At 72.6% G+C, this 14,316-nt stretch carries 12 protein-coding genes; 2 read left to right on the forward strand and 10 right to left on the reverse strand.

Annotated elements, in window-relative coordinates; genetic code table 11:
• Positions 1 to 50: 50 nt before the first annotated feature.
• A complete protein-coding gene (locus ACWF41_RS03635; protein ID WP_380324560.1) occupies positions 51 to 749 on the reverse strand; it encodes a winged helix-turn-helix domain-containing protein in 699 nt (232 codons plus the stop codon).
• A gap of 252 nt (positions 750 to 1,001) precedes the next feature.
• On the opposite strand from ACWF41_RS03635, the gene ACWF41_RS03640 reads away from it, so the two are divergent.
• The gene (locus ACWF41_RS03640; protein ID WP_380324557.1) at positions 1,002 to 5,111 is read left to right on the forward strand and encodes a carboxypeptidase regulatory-like domain-containing protein; all 4,110 of its coding nucleotides are present in this window, start codon (positions 1,002 to 1,004) and stop codon (positions 5,109 to 5,111) included.
• 87 nt (positions 5,112 to 5,198) lie between these two features.
• Here the strand turns inward: ACWF41_RS03640 and ACWF41_RS03645 are convergent, their stop codons facing one another.
• Genes ACWF41_RS03645 through ACWF41_RS03665 form a run of 5 tightly spaced genes read right to left on the reverse strand, consistent with a single transcriptional unit; the run spans position 5,199 to position 11,308 of the window.
• The gene (locus ACWF41_RS03645) at positions 5,199 to 6,203 is read right to left on the reverse strand and encodes a phosphotransferase family protein (RefSeq protein ID WP_380318839.1); all 1,005 of its coding nucleotides are present in this window, start codon (positions 6,201 to 6,203) and stop codon (positions 5,199 to 5,201) included.
• Entirely contained in the window at positions 6,200 to 8,134 is a 1,935-nt protein-coding gene (locus ACWF41_RS03650) for a beta-L-arabinofuranosidase domain-containing protein (protein WP_380318842.1), read from the reverse strand. Before ACWF41_RS03650 ends, ACWF41_RS03645 begins: the two co-directional genes overlap by 4 nt.
• A gap of 11 nt (positions 8,135 to 8,145) precedes the next feature.
• On the reverse strand, positions 8,146 to 9,066 hold the full coding sequence (locus ACWF41_RS03655; protein WP_380318845.1) for a carbohydrate ABC transporter permease: 921 nt from the start codon (positions 9,064 to 9,066) through the stop codon (positions 8,146 to 8,148).
• Positions 9,063 to 9,986 carry a carbohydrate ABC transporter permease gene (locus tag ACWF41_RS03660; RefSeq protein ID WP_380318848.1) on the reverse strand — a complete coding sequence of 308 codons (924 nt, stop codon included), beginning with the start codon at positions 9,984 to 9,986 and terminating at the stop codon, positions 9,063 to 9,065. Before ACWF41_RS03660 ends, ACWF41_RS03655 begins: the two co-directional genes overlap by 4 nt.
• Positions 9,987 to 10,018: 32 nt before the next feature.
• Positions 10,019 to 11,308, reverse strand: coding sequence for an ABC transporter substrate-binding protein (locus tag ACWF41_RS03665; RefSeq protein WP_380318851.1), 1,290 nt, complete (start codon positions 11,306 to 11,308; stop codon positions 10,019 to 10,021).
• 163 nt (positions 11,309 to 11,471) lie between these two features.
• On the opposite strand from ACWF41_RS03665, the gene ACWF41_RS03670 reads away from it, so the two are divergent.
• Positions 11,472 to 12,470, forward strand: coding sequence for a LacI family DNA-binding transcriptional regulator (locus tag ACWF41_RS03670; protein WP_380318854.1), 999 nt, complete (start codon positions 11,472 to 11,474; stop codon positions 12,468 to 12,470).
• Positions 12,471 to 12,559: 89 nt separating this feature from the next.
• On the opposite strand, the gene rplI is transcribed toward ACWF41_RS03670, so the two are convergent.
• The 4 genes from rplI to rpsF form a co-directional block, all read right to left on the reverse strand.
• The gene (gene rplI / locus ACWF41_RS03675; RefSeq protein ID WP_380318857.1) at positions 12,560 to 13,009 is read right to left on the reverse strand and encodes a 50S ribosomal protein L9; all 450 of its coding nucleotides are present in this window, start codon (positions 13,007 to 13,009) and stop codon (positions 12,560 to 12,562) included.
• A 19-nt stretch (positions 13,010 to 13,028) separates the two neighbouring features.
• Positions 13,029 to 13,265 carry a 30S ribosomal protein S18 gene (rpsR, locus tag ACWF41_RS03680; RefSeq protein WP_100422261.1) on the reverse strand — a complete coding sequence of 79 codons (237 nt, stop codon included), beginning with the start codon at positions 13,263 to 13,265 and terminating at the stop codon, positions 13,029 to 13,031.
• An 88-nt stretch (positions 13,266 to 13,353) separates the two neighbouring features.
• On the reverse strand, positions 13,354 to 13,905 hold the full coding sequence (locus ACWF41_RS03685) for a single-stranded DNA-binding protein (RefSeq protein WP_380318860.1): 552 nt from the start codon (positions 13,903 to 13,905) through the stop codon (positions 13,354 to 13,356).
• Positions 13,906 to 14,019: 114 nt separating this feature from the next.
• Positions 14,020 to 14,310: a 30S ribosomal protein S6 gene (gene rpsF, locus ACWF41_RS03690; RefSeq protein ID WP_380318863.1), complete on the reverse strand. Its 291-nt coding sequence runs from the start codon at positions 14,308 to 14,310 to the stop codon at positions 14,020 to 14,022.
• Positions 14,311 to 14,316 lie beyond the last annotated feature (6 nt).

Here is a 14,316-nt window from a genome sequence, read left to right on the forward strand (position 1 = left end):
ACGGCGGCCTGTCAGCCCGACCGGTCAATCCGACCGGTCAATCCGGCCGGTCAACCCTGCACCCGTAGCCGGTAGCCGATGCCGCGCACGGACATCACGCGCAGGTCGGGGACCACCCGCAGCCGCTTGCGGAGACGCTTGACGGCCGACGTCACCGGGTCGGGGTCGCCCAGGTAGCCCGTGCGCCACACGGTGCGGGTGAGCTCGGCGAACGACCAGACGCGGTCCGGCGCGGACGCGAGCGCCGCCAGCAGGTCGAACTCTCGCAACGACAGGTGCACGGGCACCCCGCCGGCCGTGACCTCCCGTGCCGCCAGGTCCACGGCGAGCTTGCCCAGCACGATCCGGCGCGCCCGGTCGGCCTCGTCTTCGGCCGTGGACGGCGGCGCGAACCGGCGCCCTGCGACGTCCGGGGTGGTGCGGCCCGGCTCCCGCCCGCCCGGGACCAGGACGTCGTCGCCCTGCCCGGCCTCGGGGGCGAGGGCGACGACGTGCGACGTCGGACGCTCCTGGTCGGGCTCGACCGCGGGCGCGCGGGCGTGCACCTCGAGCGCGTGCGACGACCCGTCGTCGGGCATCACCCCGGCGGCGGGCGGCCCGAGGAGCAGCCGCGCGCCGTCCGTGTCGGCGGTCGCGATCACGGCCACCTTCCCGCGCAGCAGGCGGGCCACCTCGCCGACGCGCTGCAGGGGCAGGCCGATGCACAGGACGTAACCACCGACCGGCTCGACCGGGTTCTCGTGGGGCATTGCCGTCCTCCGTCCGACACGTGCTCCGATGAGGTCGTGGACACCGTTTACCCAGGTGCCTATCAGAGTTCAGGCGGCACCGCCCGCCGACGGATGCCCGGGGCCGACCCGGAGCTGCCCCGTGACTGACCGGGAACTGGCCGCCGCCCGCCCTTGTCCGCCGGAGGATCCACGGCTGACCTGGAGGGTGGGCCCCGACCGGGCGCCCGTCACGACGTCCCCGTACCCGGGGACTCCCCACCGGGAGGAAGCGTGCACTCATCAACTCGCACGAGGAGGGGGTGGGTCGCGACGAGCGCGGCCCTCGCCCTCCTCGCCACGTCCGCGGCCGGGGTGGCGCCGGCGTTCGCCGCCACCGCCGATCCGCCTCTCGCCCCGTCGGGCACCGTGCCCGACCCCGAGGACAAGATCGCGACCGCCGTCGAGAAGGACCTCGACGCCGGCCCCGCGGACTTCTGGCTCGAGCTCACCGACACCGCCGACCTCGGCGCGGCGAAGGACATCGCCGACTGGGACGAGCGCGGGCAGTACGTCTACGACACCCTCACCGCCGTGGCCGACCGGTCGCAGGCGGACCTCCTCAAGGCGCTCGACTCCGCGGGCACCGACTACGAGACCTTCTGGATCTCCAACCGCATCCTGGTGCGCGACGGCGACGACGCCCTCGCCACCTCGCTCGCGCGGTCCCCCGAGGTCGCCCGGATCAGCGCCCCCACCACCTTCGACCTCGTCGAGCCGGTCGAGCGGGACAAGGCGCCGGACCGCAGCACGCAGTCCGTCGAGTGGGGCCTGCAGGCGATCAACGCCGACGACGCCTGGGCCCTCGGCTACACCGGCCAGGGCATCACGGTGGCCAACATCGACTCGGGCGTGCAGGGCGACCACCCGGCGCTCGCCCCCCACTACCGCGGCCTGCAGGCCGACGGCAGCATCGTGAACGACTACAACTGGTTCGACTCGTCGAACGCCTGCGCCGGTGACTCCCCCTGTGACACCGACGGCCACGGCAGCCACACGATGGGCACCATGGTGGGCGACGACGGCGCCGGCAACCAGATCGGCGTCGCCCCCGGCGCGGACTGGATCGCGGCGAACGGGTGCTCGTCCTGCTCGGACGCGGACCTGCTTGAGTCGGGCCAGTGGGTGCTCGCGCCCACCAAGGTGGACGGCAGCGACCCCGACCCCGCCCAGCGTCCCCAGGTGGTGAACAACTCGTGGGGCCTGGACGCGGCGGGTGCCATCGACGACTTCATGGCCGACGAGATCGCCGCCTGGGAGGCGGCCGGCATCTTCGGCACGTGGTCGGCGGGCAACGAGGGGCCGGGTTGCCGGTCCACGTCGTCGCCGGGCGCGAACGAGGCCACCTACTCCGTGGGAGCGTTCGACTCGTCGGGCAGCATCGCGGCGTTCTCGTCGCGCGGCACCGGTGAGAACTCCGGGATCAAGCCGAACATCTCGGCCCCCGGCGTCAACGTCCGCTCGTCCGTCCCCGGCAACGGTTACGCGTCGTACAACGGCACGTCGATGGCGGCACCGCACCTCGCGGGTGCCGTCGCGCTGCTGTGGAGCGCGGCGCCGAGCCTCGTCGGTCAGGTCGAGGAGACGCAGGCCCTGCTCGACGGCGCCGCCGTCGACGTCGACGACACGACCTGCGGCGGCACCGCCGACGACAACAACGTCTGGGGCGAGGGCAAGCTCGACGTCATGGCGCTGCTCGACGCCGCCCCCGTGGGCGAGACGGGCATCGTCTCCGGCACCGTCACGGACGCCGACGGCGCGGCCGTCGCCGGTGCCGAGGTGACCTTCGACGGCGCGCGGGACCGCACCGTGTCGACCGACGCGGACGGCGCGTTCGCCGCGGAGCTGCCCGTGGGCGGCTACGCCGTGAGCGCGACGGCCTTCGGGTACCTCCCGTCGGCGGCGACGGACGTCACGGTCGCCGTGGACGAGACCGTCACGCTGCCGATCACCCTGCAGCAAGCGCCGACCCACACGGTCTCCGGCACGGTCACCGAGAAGGACGGCTCGCCCACCGCGGGGGCCGTCGTCACGCTCTCGGGGCCGCTCGACGCCGTCACCACCGGCGACGACGGCAGGTACTCCCTCGCCGGCGTGCCCGAGGGCACGTACACCCTGAGCGTCTCCGCGGGCACCTGCGCGGCGCCGTTCAGCACCGAGGTCGTCGTCGACGGCGACGAGACGGTGAACGCCACCCTCAAGCGGCTGCTCGACGGCTACGGCTACTACTGCACCACCGGCGACGCCGGGGTCGCGGCCGGCGACACCCTGCTGGAGCTCACCGGCGACGACAAGGCGGCCTCGGTCGACCTGCCGTTCAGCTTCCCGTTCTACGGCGAGTCGTACGACTCGGCGTTCGTGACGACCAACGGGTTCCTGAACTTCCTGACGTCGTCCACCAGCCTGACGAACGGCGCCCTGCCGAGCGCGGCCGCCCCGAACGGCGCGATCTACCCGTTCTGGGACGACATGTACGCGGACGCGGAGTCGGGCGTCTACACCGGCGCCACGACCGTCGACGGCGTCGACGGGTTCGTCGTCGAGTGGCGCAACCTCCGCAAGTACCGGCCGGAGACGGACCGCGTGAACTTCTCGGCCACGCTCCTCGCCGACGGCCGCATCATCCTCGGCTACGGCGCGGTGACCGACACGGCGACCGCTCGCGGCGACTCCGCCACGATCGGCATCGAGGACGCGACGGGTGCCACGGCGTCCCAGTTCTCGTACAACGCGCCGGTCGTGCACGAGGGCCTGTCCGTGACGTACGACGTCGCCGGCATGGGCGCCGTGAAGGGCACCGTGACCGACGGCAACACGGGCGCCCCGCTCGAGGACGCCACCGTCACGATCACGTCGAAGGACGACGGGGACGAGACGGTCGTGACCACGGGCGCGGACGGCACCTACACCGCCCGGCTCCCGCTCGAGCGGTACGGGATCACCTACGCGAAGGACGCGTACGCGGGAGCCACCCGCAACGCGGCCCTCACGGAGGACGGCCAGGTCGTGACGCGCAACGTCGCGCTCGGCGCGGGCCGTCTCGCGGTGAACAAGGAGAGCGTCTCGGCCGCCCTCGGCATGGGCGGCACGGCGTCCCGCGCGTTCCGGGTGACGAACACCGGCACCGAGCCGGTGAACGTCTCCCTCGGCGCGAGCGGCGGCGACTTCGAGATGCTCGGGACGACGGGGTCGACGGGCGCGGTGATCAACCACGTCACCGACACCGCGACGATCCCCGAGCCGGCGAAGCCGGCGCGAGGCACCGCGGGCTCCGGGCTGGGCACGGCGGACGGGAAGAAGGGCTCGTTCGCGACGTCCGGCGCGAAGACCGGGACCGTCAGCCCCGACCTGGCGGCCGTCCCCCTCGCGGAGACGACGCTGACCCACTCGGCGTCGCAGGACATCGTCGCCAACAACTCGGTGGCCTGCAGCAACCAGGTGACCACGCAGGACAACGCGTACCTGCGCACCTTCACGCTGAGCGACTTCGGCATCGGCAGCGGGTTCGACGTGAAGAACGTGTCCTTCGCGGTCGAGGCCGCGCGGGTGGCGCAGCCGCTGACGGTCAACCTGTACACGCTCGACGGCGCCCTCGCGTACGCGAACATGACGCTCGTCGGCAGCGCGGAGACCACCGTCGGCACCGACGCGGGCGGCACCGTCGTGTCCGTGCCGGTCGAGGGCAGCGTGCCGAAGGGCGGCACGCTGGTCGTGGAGATCGACGTCCCGGCCGGCGGCTGGTTCTTCATCGGCTCGAACGACGCGGGTCAGACCGCGCCGTCCTACCTCCGGTCCGAGTCGTGCTCGATCCCCGAGCCGACCGACACCGCCGAGATCGGCTACCCCGACATGCACATCGTCATGAACGTGTCGGGCGAGACGGCCGGCGGGGGCGGCGGCATCGAGTGGCTGGACGTCCAGCCGCCCGAGCTCACGCTGGCCCCGGGGGCGTACGTGCAGGCCGCGGTCACCCTCACCGCCGACGTCGAGCAGCCGGGCGCGTACTCGGCCGTCATCACGGCGAAGGGCGACACCCCGTACGAGGCACCCACGGTCGCCGCGCTGATGACCGTCAAGGCGCCCACCGGCTGGGGCAAGGTCGCGGGCACGGTCACCGGGGACGGCGACCCGCTCGACGGCGCGGTCGTCCAGCTGAACGGCAAGGCGTACGACAAGACGCTCGTCACGGGCGCCGACGGGAAGTACGCGTACTGGATGCCCAGGTCCAACGGGCCGCTCCAGCTCGTCGCCGCGGCCAACGGGTTCATCCCCGTCGTCCGCACGGCCGCCATCGTCGCGGGGCAGACCTCGGTCTACGACGTCGACCTGAAGCCGCTGCCCTGACCCCCACCACCTGACAGGAGGACGACGTCGGCCCCGGCCTCGGGGGGCTCCCCCCGGGGCCGGGGCCTCGTCACGCGTGGCGACCACCTACCAGACGAGCCCGTCCAGGTGGTTGTGGCCGGCGAGGAGGCGTGCGATGCGCGCCCGCGCCGCCGCACGGTCGCCGGGCCGAGGGTGGTGCGCGGCCAGCGTGAGCTCCCCGTACATGTCGTAGAAGTTCAGCCGCTCGCGCAGGTGCTCCCGCTCGAACAGCTCGGGGTACGCGCCGCGCAGCCACCCGGGGACCTCGGCCAGCGCGGCCGCGTCGAGCCCGCGGTCGTCCGGCGTGGGCGGGAACTCTCGCGCCCTCGCGCACCAGCGGAGGATGGTGTCGAGCTCGGCGTCGGCCGGCTGGGCCACCGCCTCCGCGAAGTCGATCAGGCCGGTGACCCGCCCTCCCTCGACGATCAGGTTCGAGCCGTGGAGGTCGCCGTGGACGAGGACGGGCCGGTCGGCGGCGAACAGGACCAGCCGCTCCCGGACCCACGCCTCGGCGTCCGCGAGCAGGCGCAGGTCGTGCTCGGGCCGCCGGCGGGCGGCCTCGACCTGCTCAAGGGCCGCACCCACCACGGGCGGGTGGAACGCCGGCCACGGCCCGCCGGCAAGCGCACCCGCCAACCAGGGCGGCAGCAGGTCGGCGGGGACGGGGACGCGGTGGAGCGCGCGCAGCGCCGCGCCGAGGCTCTCGACGATCGACCGGCGCGTGCGCGCGTCCGCCGTCGGCCATGCGTCGTACAGGGTCCGGCCGGGCAGCCGCTCGGAGACGTACCACGGCCCGTCCGGGCCATCGCCGTGGCCGAGGTGCCGGGCGTGCGGGACCCCGCTGCCGGCGAGCAGGCCGACCACCCGCGCCTCGTGCCGGTAGGCGTCGCGGAACCGTGCGTCGGTGTTCAGCCGGACCACGACGTCGTCGCCGACCCACGCGCGGCTCACCCAGCCGGCCCTGGCCTCGAACCGTCCCGTCGCCGGCAGGCCGGCCGCCTCCAGGATCCGTCGCAGCACCGGATCGAGGGGCGGCCCGTCGCCGCCGGACGTGGCCCCGGTCGTCGTCATCCCTCGGAGGCGTACTGCGGGTCGTCCGGGTCGTCGCGGTCGGCCCAGCTCCCGACGACGGGGAACTCCGCCACCCGCAGGCGCGCGACGCCGTAGGGCACGAGGGTGACGTCGTCGCCGGCGCCGCGCTCCAGCAGCGGGCTGGGCGGCGGGGGCGGCGCGTCCACGCCCTGCGCCCGCCACTCGGTGGCCCTGGCACCGGGCGCGTGCACCTTCACCGGCGAGCCCTCGCCCGGCCGCGGGCCGGCGAGGCCCCACGGGACCTCGCGGACAGGGGCACGCTCCACCTCCCAGGACGCGGCATGCGCGACGTCCGCGAGCGCCTTGTTCCACGACGTGCGGCGGTGGACCTCCCACTCCCCGAGGCCGGGCGCGCCCGGCACCTCGACCCAGTTCTCGCCGAGCGGGTGCACCATCGACAGCGGGCCGAGGAAGACGGCGGCCGCCTGGCGCGCCCGGCGCACGACGCGCGGGACCATCGGCAGCACGAGCCGCACCTCGGCGCCGCCGGCCCACGACCGGTGCAGCGTGACGTACCCGCCGACGGGCTCGGCGTCGACGGCCTCGCCGTCCACGGTGAGCTCGAACGACGTCGCCCAGCCGGGCACCCGCAGCTGCAGGTCGAAGGGGTCGGCGCGGTCGGTGACGACGTCGACGGCGATGGTCTCCTCGAACGGGTAGGCGGTCCGGACGGTCAGCTGCACCGCATCGCCCCCGACGTCGGTGCGCACCACGGCGGGCGCGTACGCGACGGCGCGCAGCCCGCCGTCGTCAGCCCGCATCCACAGGTTCCGGACGAACTTGGGCCAGCCCTGGTGGAGGTTCGCCGTGCAGCACCCGAAGTGCGGCTCGAGGCCGAACAGGTTCGCGTCGTCGGAGGAGAACGACCAGTCGCGGCGTGCCACGGACACCTCGAGCTGCGTGGCCTGCTGGTGGTACTGGTGCGCCAGCATGCGCGGGTCGCACGACGCGGGCAGCAGGTTGAAGGCCAGCGACTCCAGCCGGTCGCCGTGCACGCCGTCGCCGAACGTGGCGGCGAGCACGCCGCACGTGAACATCATCTCGACGACCTGGCAGGTCTCGATGCCGGCCGCCGCCTCCGGGCCGCCGAGCCACTCGTCGCCGGAGAACCACCCGTGCGCCTGCCCGTGCCAGCGGTCGAGGTTCGCGAAGGAGCGCTCGGTGGCGGCCCGGTGGGCGTCGTCGCCGTCGCGCACCCAGTCGACCGCGCCCTTCTTGAGGCCCATCGCGACGTTCGGGCCGTGGATGCGGTGCGAGAAGACGCGCGCCGCGCCGGTGATGAGGTCGCCGCCGAGGTAGTCGTCCCAGCGGATGGTCTGCGCGTCGAGGACGTCGACGAGGTCGAGGAGCCACTCCTCCCCGGTGCGGTGGTGCAGCCACCACACCGACAGGGCGTTGTCGGCGCCGCGCGCCCGTCCCCACGAGCGCAGCGGGCGGCCCGGCAGGTGCTCCAGCTGGTGGCGGAAGTACCGCTGGAGGAACGGCACGACCCGCTCGTCGCCGGTGGCGTCCGCGTGCTGGGTGAGCACCTTGAGGGCGACCATGCGCGGCCACCAGTCGTCGTTGGTCGCCGGGCCGAAGAAGCCGTCCTCGCGCTGGGAGGCGAGGATCGCCTCGACCCAGGGTTGCACCTGCGCGAGCAGCCCCTCGTCCTCGAGCACGTGCGCGAGGGGCAGCAGGCCGTCGAGGTAGTACGGGCCGCGCTCCCAGTCCTCGCCGTCGACGCCGCCGCGCCAGGCGTTGGTCGGGCCGACGTCGGGCCAGATCTTCTCGAGCTGTCCCGTGAGGCCGTCGGCCTGGAGGCGGAGCTGGTCGCGCAGCCAGCCGCGCGGGGTGATCGCGCCGAGGGGCAGCTCGCGCCCGGCGGGTGCCCGCGACGTGGTGCCCGACGGCGTGGCAGGAGTGTTCACGGTGGAGCCTTTCACTTGATCGAGCCCCCGATGAGGCCCTTGGTGTAGTAGCGCTGGAGCGCGAGGAAGAGGATGACGACGGGGACGGTGGCGACGCAGGCGGTCGCCGTGAGGAGACCCGGGTCGACGATCTGCACGCCCGGGATCTTGAACGACGTCGTGATGTTCGTGAGCGCGAGGGGCAGCGTGTACTTGTCCTCGCTGGACAGGAAGACCACGGAGCTGAGCAGGTCGTTCCAGCCCGCCATGAAGCCGAAGAGGCAGACCGTGACGACGCCCGGCCACGCGAGCGGCACCATGACGGACCGCAGCATCCGGCCGAGGCCCGCGCCGTCGAGCTGGGCCGCCTCCTCCAGCTCCGTGGGGATCCCGTCGAGCGTGTTGCGCATGACGAATACGGAGAACGGCAGCTGGAGCGTGACCAGCACGAGGACCACGCCCGTGAGCGAGTCGAGCAGGCCGAGCTTGCCGAGCACGATCGACAGGGGCGTGAGCAGCCCCTGGTACGGCACGACCATCGGCCCGAGCAGGACGACGAAGACCAGCGCCGCGAGCGGGAAGCGCAGGCGGGACAGCGCGTAGCCCGCGAGCGTGGCCACGAGCCCGGTCAGCAGCGCCACGCTGATCGCGACGACGAACGAGTTGCGCACGTACGTCGTGATGCCGACCGACGGGTCGAAGATCCGCGCGTAGTTCGCGGCGGTGAGGTCGAGGAGCGACCCCCAGCCGATCCCGTCGGCGTCCGCGGACGCCGGCAGGAACGACCGGAGCGCGATGTACAGGACGGGCGCGAGGGACGCGAGCGCCAGGACGGTGCCCCCGACCACGTACGCGGCCGAGGAGAGCGACCGGTGTCCGGCGCGCGCCCGCGGCTCGCGCCCGCGGCGGGCGGGGGCGGCGGCGCCCGGGGTGGTCCGGGTGAGCGTGGTCATGACTGCGCCTCCCCGCCGCCCGCCCGCAGGGCGCGCAGCTGGATCACGGCGAGCGCGAGGATGATCGCCGTGATGATCATCGACAGCGCCGCCCCGTAGCCGAGGTTGTACCGCACGAACGACTGCGCGTACGTGTACATCACGGCCGTGGTGGTGGCGCCGCTCGGGCCGCCCTTGGTGAGCACGAAGAACTGGTCGAACACGAGCAGGGTGCCGGACACCGCGAGGATGAGGCACAGCGCGAACTGGCGGCGGATGAGCGGGAACGTCACCGACACCTCCCGGCGCCACCAGCCCGCGCCGTCGATCTTCGCGGCGTCGTACACCTCGCAGGGCACGGCCTGCATGCCGGCCATCAACAGGATCATCGCGACGCCCATGCCCTTCCAGACCGTCAGCGCGACGATGGCCCAGAACGCGCGCGTCGGGTCCGTGAACCAGGCGGTCCGGCCGTCGGACAGGCCGAGCGAGCGGAACAGCACGTTGAGCACCCCGGTGCCCGGCATGAGCATCACCGACGCCATGTAGGCGGCGGCCGTGAAGCCGATGACGACGGGGACGAAGAACGCGGTGCGCACGAACGACACCACGCGCCCCTCGCCGCGCACCATGACCGCCGCCGCGTAGGAGACCAGCAGCGACAGCGGCACGAGCACGACCGTGAAGAGCACCGAGAACACGAGGGCGCGCGCGAAGGTGCCGTCGCCGAACGCCCGCGCGTAGTTGGCGAGACCGGCGGGGCGGACCTGGCCCAGCAGGGGCCAGTCGGCGAACGACATGACCACGAGCAGGACGAGCGGGACCACGAAGAAGACGAGCGAGAGCAGCAGCGCCGGGGAGACCAGCAGCAGGCCGAGCGCCGCCTTGCGGCCGGCGGCCCGGCGACGTCCGACGCCGGGCCGCGGGAGCGCGCGCGTCACGGGAGCGTGTGCGACGACCATGGGAGACCGCCTCAGCCCACCTGGTTGTACGCGTCGGCGATGAGCTGGTCCGCCTGCTGCGTGGCCTTGTCGAGCGCCGCCTTCGGGTCGGCGCCCTGGAAGATCGCCGCCTGCGAGTTCTGCGCCCACGGCCCGTTGGGGTCGTTGATGGTCGCGAAGTAGGCGATCGACTTCGGCAGCTTGCCGACGGCCAGCGACCCGACGCGGTTCGTCGCCCACTCGTCCTCGGCGAGGTCGTCGGCGAGCTTCAGGTCGGGGGCGATCCACCCGGCCTCGCCGTTGATCGTCGCCGCCTCCCGATCGGTGACGAGCCACTCGAGGAGCGTCCACGCCTCGTCCGGGTGCTCCGAGCCGCGCGGGATCGCGGCCTGGTTGCCGCCCAGGAACGACGCGAGCTCGCCGTCGCTGCCAGGGATGCCCGCGGCGGAGCCGAACTCGTCCTCCTGGCCGGCGAACACGTTGGCCCCGGTGAACATGATGCCGACCTTGCCCGCGAGGGCGTTCTGGCTGCCGACGTTGCCCGGGTCCTGGTTGGGCTCGTCGGTCGGCTGCATCAGCCCGGACTCCCACATGTCCTGGTACCAGGACACCATGTCGACCATCGCCGGGTCGTCGAAGGTGCTCGTCTGGTCCGGTCCTGCCTCGGTGAAGACGTCCCCGCCGTCGGCCCACCCGCTGGGGAACCCGGTGAACGCCTGCCCGACGCCGCCGATCGTCGAGAAGCCCGTGACGTCGTCCCCGAGAGCCTGGATCTCCTCGGCGTACGCCTTGACCTGGGCGAGGCCCTTCGGCGGCGTGTCGGGGTCGAGCCCCGCCTCGGTGAAGAGCTTCTTGTTCCAGAACATCTGGGATCCGGTGAGCGCCACCGGCAGGGAGTACACCGCGTCGTCGAGCGTGCCGATGTCGACCCCCGCCTCTGCGACGTCGGCGAGGTTCGGCAGCGCCTGCGCCTTGTCCGTGATGTCGAGGAGCTGTCCCTGCGTCGCCAGCAGCGGCGCGTTGATGATGTCGAAGTCGATGAGGTCCGGCACCGAGCCGGCGCGGATGGAGTTCGCGAACTTCGTCAGGTACTGGTCGTTGTTGACCAGCGTGACGTCGACCTTGATGTCGGGGTGGGCCTTCTCGAACGCGGCCACCTGCTTGTCGAGGGAGTTGTCCCCGTCACGGGCCCACACGTCGAGCGTGACGGGCCCGCCGTCGCCGGCACCGTCGTCCGCGCTGCACGCGGCGAGCACGGGGGTGGCGGCCAGGGCGGTGACCACGAGCAGGGCCAGCCTGCGTCGCCGGAGGGAGGGCTTCATCGTCGATCTCCTTCGTCGGGAGACGCCCGGCAACTGTGCCGCGCGTTTGCGGCAAACTATTCCGCGTGTTGCCGTCCTGTCAACGCCCCATGGGTTCGAACCTGCCCTATGATGCGGAAACGTTGCCGTCGTCAACGTCGGCAGAGCGAGGGAGGGACGGGCCATGGGGCACGGGCGTGTGACGCTGGCGCAGGTCGCCGAGTCCAGCGGCGTCTCGATCGGGACGGTGTCCAAGGCGCTCAACGGCCGCGGGCAGCTGAGCGACGCGACGCGCCGGCGTGTGCTCGACGCCGCCGCGGAGCTCGGCTTCGAGGCGAGCCCGGACGTGCGGGCCCAGGCCTCAGGACGGTCTTTCATCGTCGGGGTGCTCTCGACCGACTCGTACGGCCGGTTCACCATCCCGATCCTCACCGGCGCGGAGGACACCTTCGGGGCCGGCGAGATCTCGATGCTGCTCGCCGAGAGCCGGGGCGACCCGATCCGTGAACGGCACTACGTCCAGACGCTGCGCAGCCGCAACGTCGACGGCATCATCGTCGCCGGTCGCACCAGCGACGCCCGGACGTCGATCACGTCGCTCCTCGGCATCCCCGCGGTGTACGCGCTCTCGCCGTCCCAGGACCCCGACGACGTCTCGGTGGTCCCGGACGACGCCGGCGGCGCGGCGCGGGCGATCGCGCACCTCGTGGGAACCGGCCGCCGCCGCATCGCCGTCGTCGTCGGGCCCCGGCGCCACACCGCGAGCAACCACCGCGTCGACGGCGCGACCCGCGCGCTCCACGAGCTCGGCGCCGAGCTGGCCGGGGGCGAGGTCCTGTACGGGGAGTGGACCGAGCGGTGGGGCTACGAGGCGGCCCGCCGGCTGCTCGAGACCACGACCTTCGACGGCGTGTTCTGCGCCAACGACCAGATCGCACGGGGCGTCCTCGAGTGCCTGCGCGAGAGCGGTGTGGCCGCGCCCGACGCCGTGGGCGTGGTCGGCGTCGACAACTGGGACGTCATCGTCGAGGCGGCCAGGCCCAGCATCACCTCGGTGGACCTCAACCTGCGGACCGTGGGCCGTCGCGCGGCCGAGCTGCTCGTCCGCAAGATCGGCGGGGAGGACGTCCCCGGCGGCGTCGAGCTCGTCGACTGCATCCTCGTGCCCCGGCTCTCGACCTGAGCGAGCCCGGCCCGGGCACTCCGGGGACGACGAAGGCCCCGGCCCCCTCGAGAGGGGACCGGGGCCTTCGCGCGTCAGGCGTCAGGCGTTCAGCCGGCGACGACCTTGACGGAGATCTTCGCCGAGACCTCGGGGTGCAGGCGCACCGACACGGTGTACTCACCGGTCGTCTTGATCGGCTGGCCGATCTCGATCTTGCGCTTGTCGACCTGCGGGCCGTTGGCGGCCACGACCGCGTCGGCGATGTCACCGGTGGTGACAGCACCGAACAGGCGGCCGGACGCGCCGGCGTGCGCCGAGACGACGACCGTCTTGGCGGCCAGCGAGTCGGCCACCGCCTTGGCCTCGTCCAGCGTGGCGATCTCGCGGGCCTTGCGGGCCTTGCGGATCGCGGAGACCTGGGACTCGGCGCCCTTGGTCCAGGGGGTGGCCAGGCGGCGCGGGATGAGGAAGTTCCGGGCGTACCCGTCCTTCACCTCGACGACGTCGCCAGGCTCACCGAGACCGGTGACCTCGTGGGTCAGGATCAGCTTCGACATGATTCAGTGATCCTTCCGGTCAGCGGGCCGAGGACGAGTACGGCAGCAGCGCCATCTCACGGGCGTTCTTCACGGCACGGGCGATCTGGCGCTGCTCCTGGACGGAGACGCCGGTCACGCGACGCGCGCGGATCTTGCCGCGGTCGGAGATGAACTTGCGCAGCAGCGCGGTGTCCTTGTAGTCGACGGACTCGATCTTGGCCGTCTTGAGCGGGTTGGCCTTCTTCTTGGGCTTGCGCACCACAGGCTTCGCCATGGTGTTGCTCCTTCTCAGGTGCAGTCCTCACGACCGTCCGGCCAAGGGCCGGCGTCGGAGGACAGGGTGATCTGGGGACTGGCGTCGATCAGAACGGGGGCTCGTCCGAGAACCCGCCTCCGGAGGAGGCGGGGCCGGCCGTGGCCCACGGGTCGTTGCTCTGACCGCCGCCGGAAGAACCGAAGCCTCCGCCGGGCTGGCCGCCACCCTGGGAGCCGCCGTAGCCGCCCCCCTGGTTGCCGCCGCCACCGCCGAAGCCGCCGCCGCCACCGGAGCGCTGGGCACGGGTGACCTTCGCCGAGGCACTCCTCAGCGACGGGCCGACCTCGTCGACCTGCAGCTCCACGACGGTGCGCTTCTCCCCCTCACGCGTCTCGTACGAGCGCTGCGTCAGACGGCCCTGCGCGATGACGCGCATGCCCTTCGTCAGCGACTCGGCGACGTTCTCGGCCGCGTCCCGCCAGATCGAGCAGCGCAGGAACAGCGTGTCGCCGTCCTTCCACTCGTTGGTCTGGCGGTCGAACAGGCGCGGCGTGGACGCGATCGTGAAGTTGGCGACGGCAGCACCTGACGGGGTGAAGCGCAGCTCCGGGTCCGCGGTCAGGTTTCCGATCACCGTGATGACGGTGTCACCAGCCATGCCAAGCTCCTTCGTTCGTCCGAGAGTCGTGAGGGAATCCCATCACGGGGCGCCGACATCCGTGTCATCGACAGGGACGTCGCCCGCGACAGGGGCAGAAGTTCGGTTCAGGTCTCAGCGGGCGCCGGTGCGGAGGATCTTGGTGCGCAGCACGGCCTCGTTCAGGCCGAGCTGGCGGTCCAGCTCCTTCGCGGTGTCCGACGTCGACGTGAAGTCGACGACGGCGTAGATGCCCTCGGAACGCTTGTTGATGTCGTACGCCATGCGGCGACGACCCCAGATGTCGACCTTGTCGACGGAGCCGCCCTCGGTCGAGATGACCGACAGGTACTTCTCCAGCGACGGGGCCACGGTGCGCTCCTCGACCTCCGGGTCCAGGATCACCATCAGCTCGTACTGACGCATGTGTTC

This window comes from Isoptericola sp. NPDC055063 (assembly GCF_053608125.1).